The sequence below is a fragment of the Streptomyces antioxidans genome (assembly GCF_000968685.2).
GTDB classification, from domain to species: Bacteria; Actinomycetota; Actinomycetes; order Streptomycetales; family Streptomycetaceae; genus Streptomyces; species Streptomyces antioxidans.
Window position 1 is genome coordinate 24,951 of record NZ_LAKD02000035.1, and the last position, 22,298, is coordinate 47,248.

The 22,298-nt window shown below is 71.5% G+C and carries 19 protein-coding genes; 9 read left to right on the top strand and 10 right to left on the bottom strand.

The features are described from left to right. Positions 1-52: 52 nt before the first annotated feature. Positions 53-1,225: a trypsin-like serine peptidase gene (locus tag VT50_RS15190; RefSeq protein ID WP_046087860.1), complete on the top strand. Its 1,173-nt coding sequence runs from the start codon at positions 53-55 to the stop codon at positions 1,223-1,225. Between the two features lie 146 nt (positions 1,226-1,371). On the opposite strand, the gene hflX is transcribed toward VT50_RS15190, so the two are convergent. The 6 genes from hflX to miaA all read right to left on the bottom strand — a co-directional run bounded on the left by hflX (position 1,372) and on the right by miaA (position 9,717). Beyond that, complete coding sequence (gene hflX / locus VT50_RS15195) at positions 1,372-2,874, bottom strand: GTPase HflX (protein ID WP_046087859.1); 1,503 nt, start codon at positions 2,872-2,874, stop codon at positions 1,372-1,374. A gap of 122 nt (positions 2,875-2,996) precedes the next feature. After that, positions 2,997-4,577 carry a M1 family metallopeptidase gene (locus VT50_RS15200; RefSeq protein ID WP_046087858.1) on the bottom strand — a complete coding sequence of 527 codons (1,581 nt, stop codon included), beginning with the start codon at positions 4,575-4,577 and terminating at the stop codon, positions 2,997-2,999. A gap of 213 nt (positions 4,578-4,790) precedes the next feature. After that, positions 4,791-7,028, bottom strand: a complete 2,238-nt coding sequence (locus VT50_RS15205; protein WP_046087857.1) for a RelA/SpoT family protein — start codon at positions 7,026-7,028, stop codon at positions 4,791-4,793. A gap of 136 nt (positions 7,029-7,164) precedes the next feature. Beyond that, positions 7,165-8,097 carry a diaminopimelate epimerase gene (dapF, locus tag VT50_RS15210; RefSeq protein WP_046087856.1) on the bottom strand — a complete coding sequence of 311 codons (933 nt, stop codon included), beginning with the start codon at positions 8,095-8,097 and terminating at the stop codon, positions 7,165-7,167. 75 nt (positions 8,098-8,172) lie between these two features. Beyond that, positions 8,173-8,670, bottom strand: a complete 498-nt coding sequence (locus tag VT50_RS15215; protein ID WP_046087855.1) for a hypothetical protein — start codon at positions 8,668-8,670, stop codon at positions 8,173-8,175. Between the two features lie 108 nt (positions 8,671-8,778). Next, positions 8,779-9,717: a tRNA (adenosine(37)-N6)-dimethylallyltransferase MiaA gene (gene miaA, locus VT50_RS15220; protein ID WP_046087854.1), complete on the bottom strand. Its 939-nt coding sequence runs from the start codon at positions 9,715-9,717 to the stop codon at positions 8,779-8,781. Positions 9,718-10,002: 285 nt separating this feature from the next. On the opposite strand from miaA, the gene VT50_RS15225 reads away from it, so the two are divergent. Next, positions 10,003-10,185 carry a gliding motility protein gene (locus tag VT50_RS15225; RefSeq protein WP_240529180.1) on the top strand — a complete coding sequence of 61 codons (183 nt, stop codon included), beginning with the start codon at positions 10,003-10,005 and terminating at the stop codon, positions 10,183-10,185. Between the two features lie 24 nt (positions 10,186-10,209). After that, entirely contained in the window at positions 10,210-10,452 is a 243-nt protein-coding gene (locus tag VT50_RS15230; RefSeq protein WP_046087853.1) for an antitoxin, read from the top strand. A 127-nt stretch (positions 10,453-10,579) separates the two neighbouring features. Here the strand turns inward: VT50_RS15230 and VT50_RS15235 are convergent, their stop codons facing one another. Both VT50_RS15235 and miaB read right to left on the bottom strand, forming a co-directional pair. Continuing rightward, positions 10,580-11,392 (bottom strand): class III extradiol dioxygenase subunit B-like domain-containing protein, encoded by an 813-nt coding sequence (locus tag VT50_RS15235; RefSeq protein ID WP_046087852.1) that lies wholly within the window; start codon positions 11,390-11,392, stop codon positions 10,580-10,582. 22 nt (positions 11,393-11,414) lie between these two features. Further along, the gene (gene miaB / locus VT50_RS15240; RefSeq protein ID WP_075200427.1) at positions 11,415-12,947 is read right to left on the bottom strand and encodes a tRNA (N6-isopentenyl adenosine(37)-C2)-methylthiotransferase MiaB; all 1,533 of its coding nucleotides are present in this window, start codon (positions 12,945-12,947) and stop codon (positions 11,415-11,417) included. Positions 12,948-13,139: 192 nt separating this feature from the next. On the opposite strand from miaB, the gene VT50_RS15245 reads away from it, so the two are divergent. Continuing rightward, positions 13,140-14,129, top strand: a complete 990-nt coding sequence (locus VT50_RS15245) for a TAXI family TRAP transporter solute-binding subunit (protein WP_046087851.1) — start codon at positions 13,140-13,142, stop codon at positions 14,127-14,129. Between the two features lie 104 nt (positions 14,130-14,233). Here VT50_RS15245 and VT50_RS15250 read toward each other — a convergent pair whose 3' ends face one another. Both VT50_RS15250 and VT50_RS15255 read right to left on the bottom strand, forming a co-directional pair. Beyond that, positions 14,234-15,670, bottom strand: coding sequence for a sensor histidine kinase (locus tag VT50_RS15250; protein ID WP_046087850.1), 1,437 nt, complete (start codon positions 15,668-15,670; stop codon positions 14,234-14,236). Between the two features lie 18 nt (positions 15,671-15,688). Continuing rightward, complete coding sequence (locus tag VT50_RS15255) at positions 15,689-16,399, bottom strand: response regulator transcription factor (RefSeq protein WP_046087849.1); 711 nt, start codon at positions 16,397-16,399, stop codon at positions 15,689-15,691. 307 nt (positions 16,400-16,706) lie between these two features. Between VT50_RS15255 and VT50_RS15260 the strand changes: the two genes are divergently transcribed. From VT50_RS15260 to VT50_RS15280, 5 genes are all read left to right on the top strand, one after another. Continuing rightward, a complete protein-coding gene (locus VT50_RS15260; protein ID WP_046087848.1) occupies positions 16,707-17,483 on the top strand; it encodes an amino acid ABC transporter ATP-binding protein in 777 nt (258 codons plus the stop codon). An 80-nt stretch (positions 17,484-17,563) separates the two neighbouring features. After that, positions 17,564-18,475 carry a glutamate ABC transporter substrate-binding protein gene (locus VT50_RS15265; protein ID WP_046087865.1) on the top strand — a complete coding sequence of 304 codons (912 nt, stop codon included), beginning with the start codon at positions 17,564-17,566 and terminating at the stop codon, positions 18,473-18,475. 81 nt (positions 18,476-18,556) lie between these two features. After that, positions 18,557-19,204, top strand: a complete 648-nt coding sequence (locus VT50_RS15270; RefSeq protein WP_046087847.1) for an amino acid ABC transporter permease — start codon at positions 18,557-18,559, stop codon at positions 19,202-19,204. Continuing rightward, entirely contained in the window at positions 19,201-20,142 is a 942-nt protein-coding gene (locus VT50_RS15275) for an amino acid ABC transporter permease (protein ID WP_046087846.1), read from the top strand. The genes VT50_RS15270 and VT50_RS15275 overlap by 4 nt, the downstream gene beginning before the upstream one ends. Before the next feature lie 187 nt (positions 20,143-20,329). Then, entirely contained in the window at positions 20,330-22,069 is a 1,740-nt protein-coding gene (locus VT50_RS15280) for an FAD-dependent monooxygenase (RefSeq protein WP_046087845.1), read from the top strand. Positions 22,070-22,298 lie beyond the last annotated feature (229 nt).

Genomic DNA, 22,298 nt, shown 5'->3' on the forward strand with positions numbered 1-22,298 from the left:
CAATTCCACACAGGCCGTAGAGCAGCTCAGAACTTCAGGGGGAGTCCCACCCATGCCATCCACACGCCGACCCGTACTGGCCGTGGCCGCCATAGCCTCGGTTCTGGCGCTCACCGCAACCGCGTGCGACTCGGACGACAAAACCGATGCCAGGCCGACCGCGTCGGCGGAGCAGCAGGGCACGGGCGACATCAAGCTGCCCGACAACCTCAACGACAAGTTGAAGAACCTCGGCATCGATCTGGACCAGTGGAAGAACGGTGCTTGGAACAAGTGGGACAAGGACGACTGGCTGCGCGAGGCCGGTGACTTCATCAACCCGATCATCAAGGGCCTGTGGAAGCCGGACCGGATGCGCGACGCACAGGAGCCCGACAAGCCGGTCGACGACAGCGACATCGCGGACGACCAGGGTGTGACCGACCCCGATCCTGAGCCCGTCTCGGCCAAGGAGGTCGCCAGCCCGTACAGCTCCCACGTCCCCTACGCGGGCAAGGTCTTCTTCGACGGCCCCGAGGGCTCGATGGTCTGCTCCGCGACGGTGGTCAAGGACCCGGCGCACCCCGGCAAGTCCAACCTGGTGTGGACCGCGGGCCACTGCGTCCACGCGGGCAAGGGCGGCGGCTGGTACAAGAACCTGATGTTCGTGCCCTCTTACAACGACGCGGGCAAGTCGCAGGCGGAGCTGCAGAACGCCACCAAGGAGGAGCTGGCTCCCAAGGGTGTCTGGTGGGCCGACTGGGCGCAGACCTCCTCGCAGTGGATCGACAACGGCGCGGCAGTGGGCGGCAAGGGCGCTCCGTACGACTTCGCGGTGATGCATGTGAAGCCGGAGGTCAGCGGCGGCAAGTCGCTCGAGGAGACGGTGGGCGGCGCGCTGCCGGTCGACTTCAACGCCCCGGCGGTGAAGTCCATTGACGAGATCACGGCCACCGGCTACCCGGCCGCCCCGCCGTTCGACGGCCAGAAGATGAACCAGTGCGCGGACCAGCCGGGCCGTCTCTCCCTGGACGCCAAGCAGCCGACGATGTACCGCATCGGCTGCACCATGACCGCGGGTTCCTCCGGCGGCGGCTGGGTCGCCGACGGCGCGAACGGCAAGCCGGCGCTGGTGTCCAACACCTCGATCGGCCCGACCAACGCGACCTGGCTGGCGGGCCCGCACCTGGGCCCCGAGGCGAAGGGCGTCTACAGCTCGGTCAGCAAGAAGTTCGCGAACCAGTGACCGGCTGAGCGAGCCGGTAGCCATCAGGCAGCCGTCCGCCCCACGACGAATGGCGAGGGCCCGCCCCGGATTTCCCGGGGGCGGGCCCTCGTCGTCTCAGTGTCGTAGCCGACCTGGCGCGGCGTGGCGGCGTGCGGCCGTCCCGATTAGCGCTGTCCGGCGGCCGTGGCCGGGATGAACCGGCGCAGCTCCGCCGCCAGCTCCTCGTGCACGCGCGCCTTGAGCAGCGTGCCCTCCGGGGTGTGCTCCTCGGCCAGCACCTCACCCTCGGCGTGGGTGCGCGCGACCAGCTTGCCGTGGGTGTACGGCAGCAGGACCTCGATCTCGACCTGGGGCCGGGGCAGCTCCTCGTCGATCACCGCGAGCAGCTCGTCGATGCCCAGCCCGCTGCGGGCCGATACCGCCATGGCGCGCCGCTCCATGCGCAGCAGCCGCTGCACGACGAGCGGATCGGCCATGTCCGCCTTGTTGATCACGACGATCTCGGGCACGTCGACCGCGCCCACATCGCGGATCACCTCGCGCACGGCGGCCAGCTGCTCCTCCGGCGTGGGATGCGAGCCGTCCACCACATGGAGGATCAGATCGGCGTCGCCGACCTCCTCCATCGTGGAGCGGAAGGCCTCCACCAGGTGGTGCGGCAGATGCCGGACGAACCCGACGGTGTCCGCCAGGGTGTAGAGCCGTCCGCTGGGCGTCTCGGCCCGGCGCACGGTCGGGTCGAGGGTGGCGAACAGCGCGTTCTCCACCAGGACACCGGCGCCGGTGAGCCGGTTGAGCAGGGAGGACTTGCCCGCGTTGGTGTATCCCGCGATGGCGACCGAGGGGACCCTGTGGCGCCGACGCTCCTGCCGCTTGATGTCGCGGCCGGTCTTCATCTCGGCGATCTCGCGGCGCATCTTCGCCATCTTCTCGCGGATGCGGCGCCGGTCGGTCTCGATCTTGGTCTCACCGGGACCACGGGTGGCCATACCGCCGCCCGAGGATCCGGAGCCACCGCCACCCATCTGACGGGACAGCGACTGACCCCAGCCTCGCAACCGCGGCAGCATGTACTGCATCTGGGCGAGGGAGACCTGCGCCTTACCCTCTCGGGACTTGGCGTGCTGGGCGAAGATGTCGAGGATCAGGGCGGTCCGGTCGACCACCTTGACCTTGACGACGTCCTCGAGGTGAATCAGCTGTCCGGGACTCAGCTCACCGTCGCAGATCACGGTGTCGGCACCGGACTCGACCACCATGTCGCGCAGTTCCTCGGCCTTGCCGGAGCCGATGTAGGTGGCGGGATCCGGCTTGCCGCGCCGCTGGATCACACCGTCGAGCACCAGGGCACCTGCGGTCTCGGCGAGCGCGGCGAGCTCCGCCAGGGAGTTCTCCGCGTCCCGCACCGTGCCGGAGGTCCATACGCCGACCAGCACCACGCGCTCCAGGCGCAGCTGCCGGTACTCGACCTCGGTGACGTCCTCGAGCTCGGTTGACAGCCCCACCACGCGCCGCAGCGCGGCGCGGTCGGAGCGGTCGTACTGGTCGCCGTCACGCTCCTCGTCGATCTCGTGACTCCAGGCGACGTCCTCTTCCATCAGGGCGTCGGCCCGAAGGCTCTCGGCGATGCGCTGCCGGTCCTGCGGAAGGGAAGAGGGGTGGGTCAAAGGAATCCTTACGTCGTGGAATACCGTCACTGTCGACAACGCGTGGCGGGCCCGCGGGATTCCCCCGCCGGAGCCGACCGCGAGCGCCGACCCCTTGATGGTCGCACGCGGCAGGCGGGCCGTCACCCGGGTTTCACGGCCCATGGCACCGCGTGACGCTCCGCGTGCCGCCCCGCCCGCGCGCCGGGCAGCGCGGCGCCCTTCGTGGTCTCCTTCTCCGTCTGCTTCCAGCCGGGGTGTCCCGGCATCGGCGGCGTCTTCCTGCCGTACAGCCACGGATGGAGGAATCCGCTGAGATCGCGCCCCGCCACCGTGGAGGCCAGCCGGACGAAGTCGGCGGTGGAGGCCACACCGTCGCGGTGGCGGAGCACCCACTGCCGCTCCAGCCGCTCGAAGGCGGCCCGGCCGATCCGCTGCCGCAGCGCGTACAGCACCAGCGCGCTGCCGTCGTAGACCACCGGGCGGAAGATGCCGATCGGCTGGCCGGGGTCGGCGGCCTCGGGGGCCGCGGGCGGCCCTCCCTCGGCCCGCCAGGCGTCGGACTGCCCGTACGCCTTGCGCATCCGCCGCTCCAGGCTCGCCTTACCGTGCTCATCGGCGTACAGCGCCTCGTACCAGGTGGCGTGGCCCTCGTTGAGCCACAGATCGGACCAGCGGTGCGGGCTGACGCTGTCGCCGAACCACTGGTGCGCCAGCTCATGCACCATGATCGACTCGATGTACCACCGGGGCAGCTGACCGCTGGTGAACAGATCGCGCTCGAAGAGGGAGAGGGTCTGGGTCTCCAGCTCGAAGCCGGTGGTGGCGTGGGCGATCAGCACGCCGTAGGTCTCGAAGGGGTAGCGCCCGGCCTTCTTCTCCATCCAGGCCAGCTGTCCGGGGGTGCGCGCGAGCCACTTCTCCAGCCGTGCGCGGTCCGCCGCGGGGACGACGTCGCGCACCGGCAGCCCATGGGGCCCGGTGCGGCGCGGCACGGCGGAGCGGCCGATGGAGATCTGCGCCAGCTCGGTGGCCATGGGGTGGGCGAGGCGGTACGTCCAGGTGGTGCGCGATCCCTTGCGGACGCGCTGCCCGGGCACTCCGCCCGCGACGACCGTAAGGCTCTCAGGAGCGGTGATCCGGAAGGTGAAGCGGGCCTTGTCTGCGGGGTGGTCGTTGCAGGGGAAGACCCGATGGGCGGCGTTGGCCTGGTTGGCCATGGCCAGCCCGTCGCTGGTGCGGACCCAGCCGCCGTCCGTACCGCTCTGCGGATCGCTGGTGTGGTGGACAGTGACCCGGAAGGCGGCGCCCTTGGGGAGCGGGGCGGACGGAGTGATCACCAGGTCCTCACCGGCCGTCGCGAACCTGGCCCGCGCTCCATCGACCCGCACCGAGTCCACGGTGCCCTGGGCGAAGTCGAGGTTGACGGTACGCAGCGGGGCGGTCGCGCGGGCGTCGATGGTGGTGACGGCGTCGAGCGGCCGGTCCTGACGGTGGTAGGCGAACGCGATGTCGTACGCCGTGACGTCGTATCCGGGGTTCCCGAGCTGCGGGAAGAGGGGGTCGCCGATGCCCAGGGGACTCGGGTGCGCGGGGGACACCGACCCCGCGGCGGAGGAGGGGCCGACCGCGAGGAAGACGGCGGCCATGGCAGCGGCCACCGACGCGGTCCTGCGGCGCGCGGTGCGCGGCGGCCGGGGGCGGCGCCCCGAAGAAAGCGTCATGGCCTACGGCTACCAGCGCCCCGGCGCCCGCGCAGTCGCTCCCGGCCTTGATCCACCCGAAGGAGTTGAGCCGCCCGAAAGAGTTCAGACGGCCGAAGGAGTTCAGACGGCCGAAGGAGTTCAGACGGCCGAAGGAGTTCAGACGGCCGAAGGAGTTCAGGCGGCGCGACGGTGGGTGGTCAGCAGTGGGCCGCTCAGGAGCGCGCCCGCCCGTCAGCGCGCCGCGGCCATCCTGCGGCCCTCGCGCGTCACGTCGTAGACCCCGGGGACGTTCCGCATGGCCCGCATCAGCGTCGGCAGCCTGCCCGCGTCGGGCAGCTGGAGCGTGTAGGTGTGCCGGACCCGCTGCTCACGCGGCGGTTCGACGGCGGCCGCCACCACCTCCGCGCCCTCGGCGGCGATGGCCTCGGTGAGATCGGCGAGGAGATGCGGTCTGCTGAACGCCTCCGCGAAGAGGGTCACGCGGTAGTCGCCGCCCCCCTCCCCGTCGTCCTCGTCCACCCAGCGCACTCCGACGGCCGTGCGCCCGGCCGAGGTCATCCGCGCCGCCCCGGCGCACCGCTCGCGGTGCACGGTGACGGCGCCGCCACGGACCGCGAAGCCGGTGATCGCGTCGGGCGGCACGGGGGTGCAGCAGCGGGCGAGCCGTACGGTGGCGCCGGGCAGGTCGACGACGATGCCCGCCTCGGGGCGGCCCGCACCGGGCGACGCGGCGGCGACGGTCTGGCCGCCCTGCGGAGCCTCCGAGCCCGGCGTGACCTGGGCGTCCTGCGCGTTCTGGGCGTCCTGCGTGTCGTGCGCGTCCTGGACGGTGAGCTCGGAGGCGGACTCCGGCTCCTCGGCGGCCTCGCGGGGCTCGTGCTGCGATGCCGGATGGGCGGCCAGCCAGCGGTTGATGGCGATGCGGGCGGCCGGGGTGCGCGCGTGGTCAAGCCACTCCGGCGAGGGACCGTGGGAGGCGGTGTCCCGGGTGTCGCTGGCCATCAGCAGCTGCAGGGTGTCGCCGTCGCGCAGCACCGTGCTCAGGGTCGCGATCCGGCCGTTGACGCGGGCGCCGATACAGGAGTGCGCGTCGTCGCCGTACAGGGCGTATGCCGCGTCCACGCAGCTCGCGCCGGCGGACAGGCCGAGCGTCCCGCCGTCGGAGCGGAAGACGGTGATCTCCCGGTCCTGGGCGAGGTCGTCGCGGAGTGAGGTCCAGAAGATGTCGGGGTCCGGGGTGGCGCTCTGCCAGTCGAGCAGCCGGGACAGCCAGCCGGGGCGGGTGGGGTCGGCCCGCTCGCCCTCGGGGGCGTCGGCGCCCTCCGTCGGGGCATACGGATTGCCGAGGGCGATCACTCCGGCCTCGGCGACCCGGTGCATCTGATGGGTGCGGATGAGGACTTCGGTGACCTCGCCGTCGCGCCCGGCCACGGCCGTGTGCAGCGACTGGTAGAGGTTGAACTTGGGGACAGCGATGAAGTCCTTGAACTCCGAGATCACCGGGGTGAAGCAGGTGTGCAGTTCGCCGAGGACCGCGTAACAGTCCGCGTCGTCGGAGACCAGGACGAGAAGGCGGCCGAGGTCGGTGCCGGTCAGCTCGCCGCGCTTGATCCCGGCCCGGTGGACGGAGACGAAGTGCCGCGGCCGGACCAGGACTTCGGCGGTGATGCCCGCCTCTTGCAACACGCCCCGTACGTCCTCGGCGGCCTGGGCCAGCGGGTCGGGGCGGTCGGCGTGGGCCTGCAGGAGCTCGCGGGTCCGCGCGTACTCCGCGGGGTGGAGGATGGCGAAGACCAGGTCCTCGAGCTCGGTCTTGAGCGCCTGCACCCCGAGCCGCTCGGCGAGCGGAATCAGCACATCGCCGGTGACCCTGGCGATGCGCGCCTGTTTCTCGGGGCGCATCACGCCGAGGGTGCGCATGTTGTGCAGCCGGTCGGCGAGTTTGATCGACATCACCCGGACATCGTTGCCGGTGGCGACGAGCATCTTGCGGAAGGTCTCGGGCTCGGCCGCCGCTCCGTAGTCGACCTTCTCCAACTTGGTGACGCCGTCGACGAGAAAGCGGACCTCCTCGCCGAACTGCTCCCCCACTTGATCGAGGGTCACATCGGTGTCCTCGACGGTGTCGTGGAGCAGCGAGGCGGTCAACGTCGTGGTCTCGGCGCCCAGTTCGGCGAGGATCAGCGTGACGGCCAGCGGATGGGTGATGTACGGCTCACCGCTCTTGCGCATCTGGCCGCGGTGGGAGGACTCGGCCAGTACATACGCGTTGCGGAGCACATCCAGATCGGCTCCGGGGTGGTGGGCGCGGTGGACCTTGGCCACATGCTCGATCGCGTCTGGCAGCCGACCGCGGGAGGCGGACCCCAGCAGGGCGGCCCGGCTGAACCTGCGGAGATTGCGCAGGTCGATGCGGGGAAGGCCGCGCCTGCGGCCGAACGGGGCCTGGTCGGTGGCCTCTGCGCTCATGGGCACCTCCGGCGGCGTCGAGCGTCAACCGGCGTGGGTACTCCCCCGGGGCCGGTGCTTGATGCTATCGAGCCCATCACGCACGGCCGACCGGCTCTCGCCCAGAGTGAAACGGATCACCCATTCGAGGGAAGTGTCAGCCGAGGTCCGTGCCCAGCCAAGAGGCATCGATCTCCCCCTCGGCCACGATCACGGCAGGGCCGGTCATCTCCACCGTACCGTCCGGCCGTTCGGTGATGACAAGCCGCCCTCCGGGAACGTCCACGGTGTAGGTGACCGGGTGGTCGGTGACGGCCGGATCGGCCCCGTCACGGCGTGCGGCGGCGACCATCACGGCACAGGCGCCGGTGCCGCAGGAGCGGGTCTCACCGGAGCCACGCTCATGCACGCGCATCGCGACGTGGCGCGGGCCGCGGTCCACGACGAATTCGACGTTGGTGCCGTGCGGGTACGCGGCGGCGGGGCGCACGGCGGGGGCCGCGAGCAGATCACCGGCCTGGGCGAGGTCGTCGACGAAGGCGACCGCGTGCGGATTGCCCATGTTCACATGGCGCGCGGACCAGCTGTGGTCACCCACCGTGACCGTGATCTCCCCCTCGGGGCCGGGCTCGGGCAGTGTGGCCTCGCCCATCACCACGGTGATCGGGCCGTCGGACCCGGCCGTGGCATCGCCCGGCCGGGCGGCGTCACCGGCGTCCTTGGCGATATGGGCCCGGCGGACCCCGGCCCGGGTGGCGATGGCGAGATCGCCCGCCTCGATCAGCCCGGCGCGCTGGAGGTACCGGGCGAAGACACGGACTCCGTTTCCGCACATCTCGGCGATGCTGCCGTCGCTGTTGCGGTAGTCCATGAACCATTCGGCCTGGTCGGCCATGGCCCGCGCCCCGGGGTGTGCCGAGGACCGCACGACACGGATCAGGCCGTCACCGCCGATACCGGCGCGGCGGTCGCAGATCCGGGCGACGGTGGCCGCGGACAGCTCCAGACGGCCGTCCAGGTCGGGGACGATGACGAAGTCGTTCTCGGTGCCGTGCCCCTTCAGGAACTGCAGCCGTGGTGCGGTGCTCATCCCTCGATCCTACGGGGCACCGCGCACGCCGTCCCCCGGTGCCCGGCCCGCCCGGGGCCCGCTGGCCGGAGGGGCCTAGCGGAGGCGGGTCACCCGCCAGAAGGCGAGGGCGGCCAGCAGCGCCACGATCACCACATAGAGCACGACGAAGCGCCAGTCCGGGCGGCGTCCGGAGCCTCGGGGGGGCAGGCCCGGCCAGGTGTAGCCCACCCGGCGGGCGGCCATCAGGCCCCAGCCCGCCGCGCAGCAGCTCAGCAGGAGGCCGAGCATGGCCACGACCGCCCCTCCGTCGCCGAACTCGAAGGCGAGCGGGAAGGCGAACATCAGCGAGCCGAGGATGGCGAGGGCGACGATCGGCGCGATCTGCCAGATCCGCAGCCGGCGCGGCGGTCGCAGCTCCCGGAACGACTCCCCGGAGACCGAGTCCGCGCCGACCTCGCCCTCGGAGCCGTCCTCGAGCACCGGCGCGCCGGGGTCATGGAGCTCTCCGGCCTCATCGGGGCCGTCCGGGGTCAGCGGCCGCGCGTCCTGGTGCGGCGATTGCTGCGATGCGTCGCGAGGGCCGGCCTCCATCGCCACACGCCCTCCCCACTCCAGACACCACGGCACGATCGGAGCTTGATGATGGCATGCCCGCCGGGGCCCGAATGACGAGCTGAGCTTCCCGATGCCATGACGTGATCAGGCTGTGACCGCCCGTTCAACCAACGTGAGCGCGCTCGCCACGAGTTCCCCTCTGTGGTCGGCCGCTCCGCTGAGCCAGTGGACCCTGGGATCGCGGCGGAACCAGGAGTCCTGACGGCGTGCGAACCGCTTGGTGGCGCGGACGGTTTCGGCTCGCGCCTCCTCGTCGGCGCACTCCCCCGCGAGCGCGGCGAGCACTTGCTGATAGCCCAGCGCGCGGGAGGCGGTACGGCCGGAGCGCAGCCCCTCGTTCTCCAGTCGGCGGACCTCCGCGACCAGCCCGGCGTCCCACATCCGGTCCACCCGCAGGGCGATCCGCTGGTCCAGCTCGGGCCGCTCCACGTCAACGCCGATCTGGAGCGTGTCGTAGACCGCCTCGTGGCCGGGCAGATTGGCGGTGAACGGGCGGCCCGTGATCTCGATGACCTCCAGCGCCCGGACCACCCTGCGGCCGTTGCTGGGCAGGATCGCGCGCGCCGCCTCGGGGTCGGCGTCGGCGAGCCGGGCGTGCAGGACCCCGGAGCCCCGCTCCTCCAGCTCGGCCTCGAGCCGGGCCCGGACGGCGGGGTCGGTGCCCGGGAACTCGAGGGCGTCGATGGCCCCGCGGATGTAGAGGCCGGAGCCGCCGACCAGGACGGGGGTGCGGCCCTTGGCGAGCAGGCGGTCCATCTCGGCGCGGGCCAGCCGCTGGTACTCGGCGACGCTCGCGGTCTGGGTGACGTCCCAGATGTCCAGCAGCCGGTGCGGCACCCCCTGCCGCTCGTCCTCCGTCAGCTTGGCGGTGCCGATGTCCATGCCCCGGTACAGCTGCATGGAGTCGGCGTTGACGACCTCGCCGTCGAGGTGTCTGGCGAGTGCGACGCCCAGATCGGACTTTCCGGCCGCCGTGGGGCCGACGACGGCGATGACTCGCGGCGGATGGCCTGCAGTATTCACCGGGCCAGTCTCGCAAACGCCCGGGGGCCTCCTCGAACGAGCGACGTGACGGGGCACCGCCGGGTTCGTTGCCTGTTGCGAGGTTCCGAGCGCCGGTTCGGGGAATCGGCCGCCGCGCGTCGCGCAGTCGCCGCGCACCGCACTAGGGGGCACTCCGGGCGGCACGGGATTTCGCCCACGCGAGTTTCGCCCACACGAGTAAGGTATGGAGTAGATATGGGCGTGTTTTCCAGGTTTCGTCGTGTGTCGAGGGAGGCGAGCCGTTCGTCCGAGGAGGCACCGTCCGTGCGGGACGCCCAGGCCACGGAGGACGCCATGACGGCGGAGACCGGGTCCGGGACCGCCGATGGGGCTGAGACCGCGCGGAGCGGGAAGGAGAATCCGGCGGGTGAACGCGCCGGGATCCCCAAGCAGCAGTCCGCGGCCGAGGCGGCCGACAGCGAGACCGGCGAGGGCGCCCGCGCATAGGCAATCGACGAGGGTAGGTGGCACATGGGCCTGATGGACAATCTCAAGGCCAAGGCCGGTCAGATGAAGGGCAGGGCCGGCGGCTTTGCGCAGCAGCACGAGGCCAGGATCGGGCGGGGCCTGGAGAAGGCGGCCAAGTCGGTCGACACCAGGACCAAGGGCAAGTACAGCGCCAAGATCGAGACTGGCACGGGCAAGGCGAAGGACGCTCTCAACCGCCTCTCGCAGATGGACGAGCGCAAGCCCAAGGACAAGGGCGACGCATAAGACCGGCCAAGCGAATACCGGCCAAGCGAATAAGACACAGAAGACGGGGGCGGGCGATGCCGGGCCCGGACCGGCCGGCCCCGCCGATACGCGGCCGTGGAGCGCACGCTCCACGGCCGCGAGCGGTCTAGGACGACCAGCTCGCCACGAAATACCCCACGCCGTACGGCGCTTCGTCATACCGCAACTCCCCCTTCAGACGCGCCCCCGCGCCCGCCCCCGCAAGCACCTGCAGCGGCGCGCGACCCGCCGCCTTGAGCTCGTACGCCAACTCCTCGTCGAGCGCGGCCAGCGCTCCGGTGTCGGCGGCCGCCAGCGACCGCGCCAGCTCGGCGTCGAACGCGGCCGCCCGCTCGTCGAGATAGCCCGGCGCCTTCAGCGTGCGGCATGCGGTGCCATCGCCCATCACCAGCAGCGCGACCCGCTCCGCTCGCCCGGCGAGCTCCCTTCCAACTTCAATACACCGCTCGGGAGCGAGAGGTTCCCCCACACCCAGCCCTTCCACGGGCACCGCCGGGTCCCACCCCGCGTGTTCCAGCAGCCAGGCGCCGACCGCCAGCGACGTCGGCAGCGAGCGCGAGGAACCGCCGTCCGCGGCATCGCCGCCGCCGGACGCCCCGTCGTCCCTGCCGGACGCCCCGTCCCCGCCGGGCACCGCGTCACCTCCGGGCACCCCGCCACCCGCCACCGGCACGGCGAGCCGCACATCCACGTCCACGCCGAAGCCGCGGAACGATCCGGCCGCGCCCTGCGCATGCCGCCCGCGCCCTGCCCGATCGGCGGGCCCCACCACGATCAGGCGCTCCGGACCCGCCGCCGCGAGGGCGCGGATGACCTCGAAGCACTCCGCGCGCAGCCCGTCCAGCTCAGCAGCGGCTCCAGCGGCGACCTCGGGCACCAGCAGCGGCGGACACGGGCAGACGGCGGCGGCGATCAGCATGATCGTGAGCCTAGCCGTGTGATCAGTCGCAGCCGCAGCCCGCGGCGGGCGCGGCCGGCTGCGGCGGCGGGGCGCCCACCGTCGGCAGGCCCAGCATCACGCCCGCGGGCTTCTTCTCCTCGGACGCGCTCCGCCGCTCCCAGGCGTCCCCGGCGCGGGTGCGCCGCACGCCCCGCGCCGGGCCCTCGGCCAGCAGATGGTGGGGGGCGGCGTAGGTGATGTCGACGGTGACGACGTCACCGGGGCGCACCGGCTCCTCGGGCCGCGCGAAGTGCACCAGCCGGTTGTCGGGGGCACGGCCGGACAGCCGCCGCGTGGCGTCGTCCTTACGGCCCTCGCCCTCGGCGACCAGCACCTCCAGCGTGCGCCCGACCTGCTTCTTGTTCTCCTCCCAGGAGATCTCCTCCTGGAGGGCGACCAGCCGCTCGTAGCGCTCCTGGACGACCGCCTTGGGCACCTGGCCGTCCATCTCGGCGGCGGGCGTCCCGGGCCGCTTGGAGTACTGGAAGGTGAACGCCTGGGCGAACCACGCCTCGCGCACCACGTGCAGCGTCTGCTCGAAGTCCTCCTCCGTCTCCCCGGGGAAGCCGACGATGATGTCGGTCGAGATGGCGGCGTCGGGCATCGCGGCGCGCACCTTCTCGATGATGCCCAGGTAGCGCTCCTGCCGGTACGAGCGGCGCATCGCCTTGAGCACGGTGTCCGAGCCGGACTGCAGCGGCATGTGCAGCTGCGGCATCACGTTCTCCGTCTCCGCCATGGCGGCGATGACGTCGTCGGTGAAGTCACGCGGATGCGGCGAGGTGAACCGGACCCGCTCCAGGCCCTCGACCTTCCCGCAGGCGCGCAGCAGCTTGCTGAACGCCTCGCGGTCGCCGATGTCGGAGCCGTAGGCGTTCACGTTCTGGCCGAGCAGGGTGATCTCGGTGACGCCCTCGGCGACCAGGGTCTCCACCTCGGCGAGGATGTCGCCGGGGCGGCGGTCCTTCTCCTTGCCGCGCAGCGCCGGGACGATACAGAAGGTGCAGGTGTTGTTGCAGCCCACCGAGATGGAGACCCACGCGGCATACGCGGACTCGCGCCGCGTCGGCAGCGTGGAAGGGAAGGCCTCCAGTGACTCGGCGATCTCGACCTGGGCCTCCTCCTGGACGCGGGCGCGCTCCAGCAGCACCGGCAGGCTGCCGATGTTGTGGGTGCCGAAGACCACGTCGACCCAGGGGGCCTTGTTGACGATGGTGTCGCGGTCCTTTTGGGCCAGACAGCCGCCGACGGCGATCTGCATGCCCGGCCGCCGGGCCTTGATCGGCGCGAGTCGGCCGAGGTTGCCGTACAGCCGGTTGTCGGCGTTCTCCCGCACCGCGCAGGTGTTGAAGACGACGATGTCGGCCTCGCCCTCACCGGTGCCCTCGGGCGCGCGGACATAGCCCGCCTCTTCCAGGAGGCCCGATAGCCGCTCGGAGTCGTGGACATTCATCTGGCACCCGTAGGTGCGGATCTCGTAGCTCTTGGGTGCTTGAACGTCCACTGCCGGGCTCCGGTCGCTGCTGATGGTCACCCAACAAGGGTAGGCGTTCGCAGAAGCCCTTCCGCCGGGCGGTGTACCGGGCCACGCATCCGTCCCCGGGAGGGTGCTGCGCTCCGTCGGGTGCGCGGGCGGCGCCCGTACAACGGGATCCGCGGCTCGCCCCGCCTTCCCGTCGAGGCTCGCCCCTCCCCTCAGGTCAGCGGGCCTGGCAGGATCCTCGCCATGGCCCTCACCCTTCCGCGCCTGGACCGGCGCCGTGCCCTGCAGTCAGCCGCCGCGGGCCTCGTCGCCCTCGGGCTGCTGCTGTGGTGGCTGCTGGCGTCGGGCGGTGGCCCCTCGCCCAGCGGCCGGGTGACGTTCGCGACGGGCGTCTCCACCGGGGTCTACGACACCTACGGCCGGATGCTCCAGCAGGACCTCGCCCGGGACCTCCCCGACGTGGATGTGCGGCTGGCCCAGTCCAGGGGGTCCCCGGACAACGTCGAGCGGCTGGCCCAGGGCAAGGCCACGTTCGCCATCGCCGCCACCGACGCCGTCGCCGCCTACCAGGGCGAGGGAGCGGGGCGACTGCGGGCCTGCGCCCGACTCTACGACGACTACATGCAGCTGGTGGTGCCCAAGGGCTCGTCCGTACGGTCGGCCCGCGATCTGAGGCACCTGCGGGTGGGTGTGGGCGACGACGGCTCGGGCGTACAGCTGATCACCCGGGCGCTGATCAAGGCCGCCGGGCTCGACTTCGACCGCGACATCCGGGCGAAGCGGGTCGGCATCGACGCCATGCCGAGGCTGCTGCGGCAGGGCAAGCTCGACGCGTTCTTCTGGTCGGGCGGGCTGCCGACCACCGCGGTGCGCACCCTGGCCCACGCCTACCCGATCCGGCTCGTCCAGCTCGGCGACCTCACCGGCCCGCTGCACCGGCAGGGCGGGGTGACGCGCTACTACCGGGCGGCCACCGTGCCCGCCGACGCGTACGAGGAGATACGCAGGCAGGAGCCGGTCAAGACGATCGCCGTACCGAACCTCCTGGTCACCACGGACCGGGTGGCCCCCGCCCTGGCGGAGGGTGTCACCCGCACGGTGATAGACAACCGGGACCGCATCGGGGCGAAGGTGCACGCCGCCCAGAAGGTGGACCTGCGGACAGCCGTCTTCACCGATCCCCTCGCCCTCCACAAGGGCGCGGCGCGCTATTACCGCTCGGTCAAGCCGTAGCCCGGGAACCGAGCCGTAGTCCGACACCGCCGCCCCGGAGACGCTGGCGCGGGCCGCCGAGCTCCTGGCCCGACGGTGCCGCCGTCGCGTCCTTACGGCCCGCGTCACGTCCTTACGGTCGTCATCGTCTCGCCCTGACCCGTCCGCGGCACCGTCATGGTCACGCGCAGACCGCACGGCTCATTGGGCGCGTAGCCGATCGTGGCCCCGCCCGCCGCCAGCAGCGCGCGGGTGATGGACAGGCCCAGGCCCGAGCCCGAGACGTTCTGGTGGCGGCTGCTGCGCCAGAAGCGGTCGCCGACGCGGGCGAGCTCGTCCTCGGTGAGGCCCGGGCCGCCGTCGGCGACGACGATCGCCACGGTGTCGCCCTCCGTGCGCGCGGAGACCTCGACATGCGCGCCCTCGGGCGTGAACTTCAGGGCGTTGTCGACGACGGCGTCCAGCGCGCTGGACAGGGCCACCGGGTCGGCCCAGCCGGTGACGGCCGCGGGGCCCGTGTAGGCGAGCCCGACCTCCTTCCGCTCGGCCACCGGAAGCCAGGCGTCCACCCGGTCGGTGGCCAGCTCCGCGATATCGGTGAGCCGCAGATCCGCGGCGGAGTGCTCGGCCAGGGCGAGGTCGAGGAGATCGTCCAGGACGCTGGCCAGGCGCTTGCCCTCCGCGCGCACCGACGCGATCTCCTCATGGCCGTCCGGCAGCTCCAGCGCCAGCAGCTCGATGCGCAGCAAGAGCGCCGAGAGCGGATTGCGCAGCTGATGGGAGGCGTCGGCGACGAACGCCCGCTGCTGCTCCAGGACTTGCTCGACGTTGTCGGCCATCTCGTTGAACGAGCGGGCCAGCCGCCGCAGCTCCGGCGGCCCCGAGGCGGCCGCGACACGGGACTGCATCCGTCCGGTCGCGATGTCATGGGTCGCGGTGTCCAGGACGCGTACGGGCCGCAGCACCCATCCGGTGAGCCGGAAGGCGGCGCCGACGGCCAGCAGCATCGCGGCGCATTCACCGCCGCCGATCACCAGCCAGCCGTGCAGGATCCGCGACCGCATCTGACCGGTGGGCGAGTCGGTGACGATGACGGCCACCACGTCCCCGTCGCGGACGACGGGGGACGCCACGGTGAGCCTGCCCTGCTGCCAGGGCCACACCTGGGGCGGATCGTGGCTGCGGCGCCCGGCAAGTGCCTCGTCGAACGCCTGGGCGCTCTCGCCGGTGTCCTGCAGCCGCCAGCCACGGGGCGCCTCGGCCATGGGCGGTGCGTCCCGGTCCCGGTAGAAGACCCCGGCCCGGATGCCGTACAGGTCGTGGTAGCGCTTGAGCTCGGCGCGCAGGGTGTCCAGCCGCTCGTCCCCCTCGGCGCCGACCGCCCCCATGGGTCCCGCGGTGACGAACTGGGCGAGCGCGGCGAAGCGCGCGGTGTCATCGATCCGGTCGACGACCACGCGCTGCTGCTCGCGGGCGGCCAGGCTCCCGGCGAGCGGGAAGCCGAGCGCGAGCAGCACGCCCGCCATAAGGACGATGAGAAGCGGGAGGAGCCTTGTGCGCACCGAGGGAGCCCCGGTCGCTCAGTCGGCCGGGGCGACGAGGCGATAGCCCACCCCGCGCACCGTCTCGATCAGGGCGGGCAACCGCAGCTTCGAGCGCAGGGAGGCGATATGGACCTCCAGGGTGCGCCCAGTCCCCTCCCAACTGGTACGCCAGACCTCGCTGATGATCTGCTCCCGGCGGAAGACCACACCGGGGCGCTGGGCAAGCAGGGCGAGCAGATCGAACTCCTTACGGGTGAGCGAGACGGTCATACCGTTGACGGAGACCTGGCGGGTGGGCAACTCGATGGTCACCGGGCCGAGCCGCAGCGGCGGGTGGGAGCCGTCCGGGCCCTCCTCGGTGGCGTGGCCCGGGTCGTGGGCGGCGGTGCGGCGGCTGACGGCGTGGATCCGGGCGAGCAGCTCCATGGTGTCGTACGGCTTGACCACGTAGTCGTCGGCGCCGAGGTTGAGCCCGTGTATGCGGGAGCGCACATCGGCGCGCGCCGTCACCATGATCACGGGGGTGGCGGTGCGCTTGCGGATCTTGCCGCACACCTCGAAACCGTCCTGGTCGGGCAGGCCGAGGTCGAGGAGGACGACGCCGAAGGGGGCGCCGGAGTCGGGCAGCAGCGCCTGCAGCGCCTCCTCGCCGCTGCGGGCGTGGGTGACCTCGAAACCGTGTTTGGAGAGCATGGCGGACAGAGCCGCGGCGACATGGTTGTCGTCCTCGACGAGCAGCAGTCTCACCGGCCCGCTCCGCCACCTTCCCGCATCTGGGGGGACGCGCCCCGTACGCGCCTCCGTCACCATGTCTTCGCACGCGGCCACGAACATGGCCACAGGGCATCCACGCCGATCGACGGGCAGCCGTCAAGACGCATTCGGTCACACAGTGGTTTCCGTTACGCAGCCGGTACAGCGCGCGTCGTCCCGTTCACGCAGAGTGTCGCGTAGCAGCCATATCGTTATCCTCAATTTCAGCTCAGATGTAATGACGCTGGTCGTGGCCGCTCATTAGGGTCCTCCCAACCGAGGAGGACGGAGCGAGACGCCGATGAGCGAAGTATCGGTGACCAAGGACGCCGCACCGGTGGCGAACGCGTTGGTTGCGCTGTCAGGAGTCAACAAGCACTTCGGCGCGCTGCATGTGCTCCAGGACATCGACCTGACCATCAACCGCGGCGAAGTGGTCGTCGTCATCGGGCCCTCCGGGTCCGGGAAGTCGACGCTGTGCCGCACGGTCAACCGGCTGGAGACGATCGACACCGGCTCGATCACGATCGACGGCAAGCCGCTGCCCCAGGAGGGCAGGGAGCTCGCCCGACTGCGCGCCGACGTCGGCATGGTCTTCCAGTCCTTCAACCTCTTCGCGCACAAGACGGTGCTCGAGAACGTGATGCTGGGCCAGATCAAGGTCCGCAAGACGGACAAGAAGGCCGCTGAGGAGAGGGCCCGCACACTGCTCGACCGGGTCGGCGTCGGCGCCCAGGCGGACAAGTACCCGGCCCAGCTGTCCGGTGGCCAGCAGCAGCGCGTGGCGATCGCGCGCGCCCTGGCCATGGAGCCGAAGGTGATGCTCTTCGACGAGCCGACCTCGGCGCTGGACCCGGAGATGATCAACGAGGTCCTTGAGGTCATGCAGCAGCTCGCCCGGGACGGCATGACGATGGTCGTCGTCACCCATGAGATGGGCTTCGCCCGCTCCGCCGCGAACCGGGTGGTCTTCATGGCCGACGGCCGGATCGTCGAAGAGGCCGAGCCGGAGCAGTTCTTCAACAACCCCCGCAGCGACCGGGCCAAGGACTTCCTGTCGAAGATCCTGCACCACTGAGCCGAGCCGGCTCGGGCCGACCGCGGCACGTTCGCCACTGCGTATCTGAAGCACGTACTGAACACAGAGGGATGGGCACCATGAGGATTCGTAAGACGGCCGCGGCGGCCACGGTGGTTCTCGCGCTGGCCGCGACGGCGACAGCCTGTGGCGGCGAGAAGGGCAACGCCGGGGACAAGCCGAAGGGCGGAGAAGTCTTCACCGGCGACTACACGGTCGCGAAGGGCGTGAAGATCGACTCGCCGACCCTGAAGAGTGCGCAGCAGCGCGGCAAGATCGTCATCGGCGCCAAGGCCGACCAGCCCTTCCTCGGGTTCCAGGACACCGAGGGCAAGCGCTCCGGCTTCGACATCGAGATCGCCAAGATGGTCGCCGCCGACCTCGGTTTCTCCGCGGACAAGATCACTTTCAAGACGGTGGACTCCAACGTCCGTGAGACCTCCATCTCCAAGGGCCAGGTCGACTACTACGTCGGCACCTACACCATCAACGACGAGCGCAAGAAGCAGGTCGGCTTCGCGGGCCCGTACTACCAGGCCGGTGCTGACCTGCTGGTCCGCATGGAGGACAAGGGCAAGATCACCGGCCCGGACAGCATCAAGGGCAAGAAGGTCTGCTCGATCGTTGGCTCCACCCCGCTCCAGGAGATCAAGAAGCCGAAGTACGGCGCCAAGACCACCGAGCTGAGCAAGTACTCGCTCTGCGTCAAGCAGCTGCTCGACGGCCAGGTCGACGCGGTCACCACCGACGACGCGATCCTCAAGGGCTACGCCGCCCAGCGCTCCAGCAAGCTCCACGTGGTCGGCAAGCCGTTCACCGAGGAGCCGTACGGCATCGGCATGAACAAGAACGACAAGGCGCTCCGCGACGCGATCACCGACTCGCTCGAGAAGCACATCAAGAACGGCGACTACAAGAAGGCGTACGAAGGCACGCTCGGCAAGTCCGGCTCCTCCTACGTCGCGCCGAAGACCCCCCTGCCCCGCTACTGAGCAGGGCCGCCAGTCCGCCTGTTCGCCTCGAAGCCGGTGCGCTCCGCACGCCGCTGACCTGACCGCTACCGCGGAGAATCGATGAACGTACTCCTCGATCATTTGCCCCAGTTCCGGGAGGGGTTCCTGGGAACCCTCTCCATCACGGCGGCCAGCGCGGCGCTGGCCCTCGTGCTGGGCGTCGTCATAGCCGGCTTCCGGGTGTCGCCCATACCGCCGCTGCGGGCATTCGGGACGGCCTGGGTCACCCTGCTGCGCAACACCCCGCTGACCCTGCTGTTCCTGATCGCGTTCTTCGTGGTCCCGCAGATCTTCTTCCCGGGGACGAGCCCCTTCGTCCTCGCCATGGGCGCGCTGGGCTGCTATACGTCGTCCTTCGTCTGCGAGGCCGTGCGGTCCGGTATCAACACCGTGCCGCTCGGCCAGGCGGAGGCGGCCCGCAGCCTGGGGATGACCTTCATCCAGACACTCCGGCTGATAGTCCTCCCCCAGGCCACCCGGTCCGTGATTCCCCCCATGAGCAGCATCTTCATCGCGCTCACCAAGAACTCGGCTATCGCCGGGGCGTTCAGCAACACCGAACTGTTCAATGTCTCGAAGCTGCTGAGTGACAAGGGCTTCGCGATCGGCTGGATCTTCCTGTGGATCGCGCTGTGCTACCTGGTCATCACCTTCGCCATCAGCGGTCTCTTCCGGCTGCTGGAGAATCGCCTGGAGGTCGCCCGATGAGTTCGAGCGTCCTGTACGACGCGCCCGGCCCCAAGGCCCGCGTCCGGAACCGCGTCTTCACCGTCGTCGGCGGACTGGCCGTCCTCGCGCTGATCGCCTTCGCCGTGCTGCGGCTGAACGCCAAGGGCCAGTTCGCACCCGAGATGTGGGACATCTTCAACTACGCCGGGGTGCGGACCAGCATCCGCGACGGTGTGCTCACCACCCTGAAGGTGTTCGCGGTCGCGGCGGTCCTCTCACTGGTCCTCGGCGTCCTGCTCGCCGTCGGCCGGCTCTCGGACCACAAGGCCGTCCGCTGGTTCGCGACCGGCTTCATCGAGCTGTTCCGGGCCGTCCCGCTGCTGATCACCATCTACGTGCTGTGGGTGCTCTTCCTGACCTACCGCTCGGACCTGGGCCTCAGCGGTGACAACACCGGTTTCTGGGCCCTGGTCATCGGACTGACCGTCTACAACGGCTCGGTCCAGGCCGAGGTGTTGCGGGCGGGCATCAACTCGGTGCCCAGGGGCCAGCATGAGGCCGCCTACGCCCTGGGCATGCGCAAGACCCAGGTCATGATGACCGTCCTGGTACCGCAGGCAGTAAGGGCGATGCTGCCGACCATCATCAGCCAGCTGGTAGTGACGCTGAAGGACACCTCCCTCGGTTATGTCATCACCTACCAGGAGCTGCTGTTCCAGCTTCAGCAGCTGGCCGGCAACACCGTCGTCAACGACGACAACCCCTACGTTCCCGTGATCATCGTCGGCGGCGCCATCTACATCGCGATGTGTCTGGCCCTCTCCGCCCTCGCTTCCTGGATCGAGCGGCGCGGCCGGCGCGCCAAGACCGGCATCCGGGTCGCGGGCGCCGAACAGCCGCTCGCGGCCGGCGACGCGCTCGACGTCGTCGACCAGTCGGCGACCCCGGCGGACGCGTCCGCCGGAAAGACGAACTGAGGGACCGTCCGGGGTACCGGGCGGGCAAGCGAGACCCCTACCAGGGCGGTGGCGCACGCGCCACCGCCCTTCGTCGCTTGACGCGGGCAGCGGCAGTGGGTTGCATGCTTTCTGTGATCGCTCACCGGGTTTCAACTGCCAATTTCCGTACGTCACGTACGACCCGCAGGGCCACAGGAACCGCACCGTGGACCCGGTGATCGTCGCCGGGGCGGGCCCGGTCGGCCTCACCCTGACCCTCGCCCTCGCGCGCCTCGAGGTGCCCGTCATCCTGCTGGACGAGTCCACCGAGGCCGAGGAGAGCCGCCTGGCCCGCACCGTCGTGCTGCGCCCGGACGCCGCCGCCCTGCTGGAACGGCTGGGCTGCCGGGTCACCGCCCGCACCCGGCCGTGGACCGGATGGCGGACGATGCGGCGGCGGCAGCTGGTGCGGCAGGTGCCCCTCACCCCCGGCGGCCTCTTCGGCGGTTCGCCACCGCCCGGGCGCGGCACCGGCGGCTGGGACGGCGGCCTTACGGAGGCCATGGACGCTCCCGGAGGCGACGCGCGCGCCCCGGAGGACGAGTCGGCACCGGTGTCGGCGCCCTCACCCCTGCATCTGCCCCAGCACGAGCTCACCCGGGCGCTGCGGGGCTCGCTGGCCGCCATGGGCGACGAGGACATCGTCCGGATCGTCTCCGGCACCCGGATCGACGACCTGGAACAGGACGACCACGGGGTCGGGGTGCGCACCCGGGGCACCCAGGCCACCTGGTGGCGGGGCAGCTATCTGGTGGGTTGCGACGGGCCGCGGTCCACCGTCCGCAAGCTCCTGGGCGTGCGCTTCCCTGGCCGTACGGCGGTGGAGCGGCACGCCGTCGCGGCGCTGCGCACCGAACTCCCCTGGCCCGGCGAGGCCCTGCTGCACCGCTCCCCGCCCTGGCGCAGCATCGACGCCGAGGTCACCGCCCGGCCGCTGCCGCACGGCCTGTGGCGGATCGACTGGCTGCTGCCGCCCGGCCGCGATCTCGTCACCCCCGACGCCCTGATGGTGCGGGTGCGCGACACCCTCGCGGGGTGGTGCGGCGGATCCGAGACCCCCTACGAGCTCCTGGACACCGGCGTGCACACCGTGCACCACCGGCTCGCGCTGCGCTGGCGCGTCGGGCGCGCCTTCCTGGCCGGGGACGCCGCCCATCTGCTGGGCGCGCTCGGCACCCAGGGGCTCGAAGAAGGGCTGCGGGACGTCGACAACCTGGCCTGGAAGCTGTCCCTCGCCTGGCACCACGGGGCCTCGGACGCCCTGCTCGACAGCTATCAGGCGGAGCGGCGCGGAGCCGTCGGGGCCCGGCTGCGCGCGGCGGACCAGGCGCTGCCGCTGGTGCGGGCGGCTGGCGGCTGGCACGCGGTACGGCGCACGGTGCGGCCCGGCGGGTCGCGCGGCCACGACGCGCTGCTCACCGAGGGGCACCTCGGGCGGGGCCCGCTGGGCGCGCCGCCGGTCTACGACCGTTCGCCGCTGGCCCCGGCCGCGCCGCCGGACGGCTCGGTCACGGTGGGCACCGCGCTCGGGGCGCCGGTGGCCGACGTGCCGGTGACCGCTCCGGACGGTTCCGTCGTACGGCTGCGCGAGCGGCTGGGGCGTGAGCTGCTGGTGGTGCTGGTGGCCCCCGGCACCGGGGTGTGGGACCGCCGCCACTGGATGCGCGCCGGGCTGATGCCGCGGCTGGCGGCGGCCGTCGCGGCGCTGCCCCTGCGCACCGAGCTGCTGGTCACCGAGGCGTACCCGGGCGCCCCGGCACACACCGTGCTGCTGGTGCGGCCGGACGGCCATCTCGCCGCGGCGCTGTCGGGGGTGCGGCCGAGCGCGCTGTACGCGTGCGCGGACGCGGCCCGGGGCGGGAACGCGGCCAGGGGCGCCCCGGCGGAGGCGAGCGCGCGGCGGTAGGAGCGGGAAGCGCGGGCTCAGGGGGCCAGCGGGGCCGCGCGAGCTAGCAGGGCGCGTGGGAAACGTCGCGGGCCCAGCGGGGCGGGCCGGGACCCCGCTCGGGCGCCTGGTGCGCCTCCGGGCGCGCGCGGTCGTTGACCGGGTGCGGGAGGTGGTTCGCGAGCGCGGGCGGTCCTCTCCGGCGTGCGTGGTCGGGGTGCGCTTCCGGAGCCGAGCCGGTGAGGTTGAC

What these genes read in the sequence shown, in the direction of transcription:
- dapF (WP_046087856.1), bottom strand. Translation starts at nt 8,097, where the DNA reads ATGAGCACCGCACCACGGCTGCAGTTCCTGAAGGGGCACGGCACCGAG.
- VT50_RS15270 (WP_046087847.1), top strand. Translation starts at nt 18,557, where the DNA reads ATGAACGTACTCCTCGATCATTTGCCCCAGTTCCGGGAGGGGTTCCTG.
- VT50_RS15245 (WP_046087851.1), top strand. Translation starts at nt 13,140, where the DNA reads ATGGCCCTCACCCTTCCGCGCCTGGACCGGCGCCGTGCCCTGCAGTCA.
- VT50_RS15215 (WP_046087855.1), bottom strand. Translation starts at nt 8,670, where the DNA reads ATGGAGGCCGGCCCTCGCGACGCATCGCAGCAATCGCCGCACCAGGAC.
- VT50_RS15260 (WP_046087848.1), top strand. Translation starts at nt 16,707, where the DNA reads ATGAGCGAAGTATCGGTGACCAAGGACGCCGCACCGGTGGCGAACGCG.
- VT50_RS15205 (WP_046087857.1), bottom strand. Translation starts at nt 7,028, where the DNA reads ATGAGCGCAGAGGCCACCGACCAGGCCCCGTTCGGCCGCAGGCGCGGC.
- VT50_RS15235 (WP_046087852.1), bottom strand. Translation starts at nt 11,392, where the DNA reads ATGCTGATCGCCGCCGCCGTCTGCCCGTGTCCGCCGCTGCTGGTGCCC.
- VT50_RS15200 (WP_046087858.1), bottom strand. Translation starts at nt 4,577, where the DNA reads ATGACGCTTTCTTCGGGGCGCCGCCCCCGGCCGCCGCGCACCGCGCGC.
- VT50_RS15190 (WP_046087860.1), top strand. Translation starts at nt 53, where the DNA reads ATGCCATCCACACGCCGACCCGTACTGGCCGTGGCCGCCATAGCCTCG.
- VT50_RS15230 (WP_046087853.1), top strand. Translation starts at nt 10,210, where the DNA reads ATGGGCCTGATGGACAATCTCAAGGCCAAGGCCGGTCAGATGAAGGGC.
- VT50_RS15275 (WP_046087846.1), top strand. Translation starts at nt 19,201, where the DNA reads ATGAGTTCGAGCGTCCTGTACGACGCGCCCGGCCCCAAGGCCCGCGTC.
- VT50_RS15265 (WP_046087865.1), top strand. Translation starts at nt 17,564, where the DNA reads ATGAGGATTCGTAAGACGGCCGCGGCGGCCACGGTGGTTCTCGCGCTG.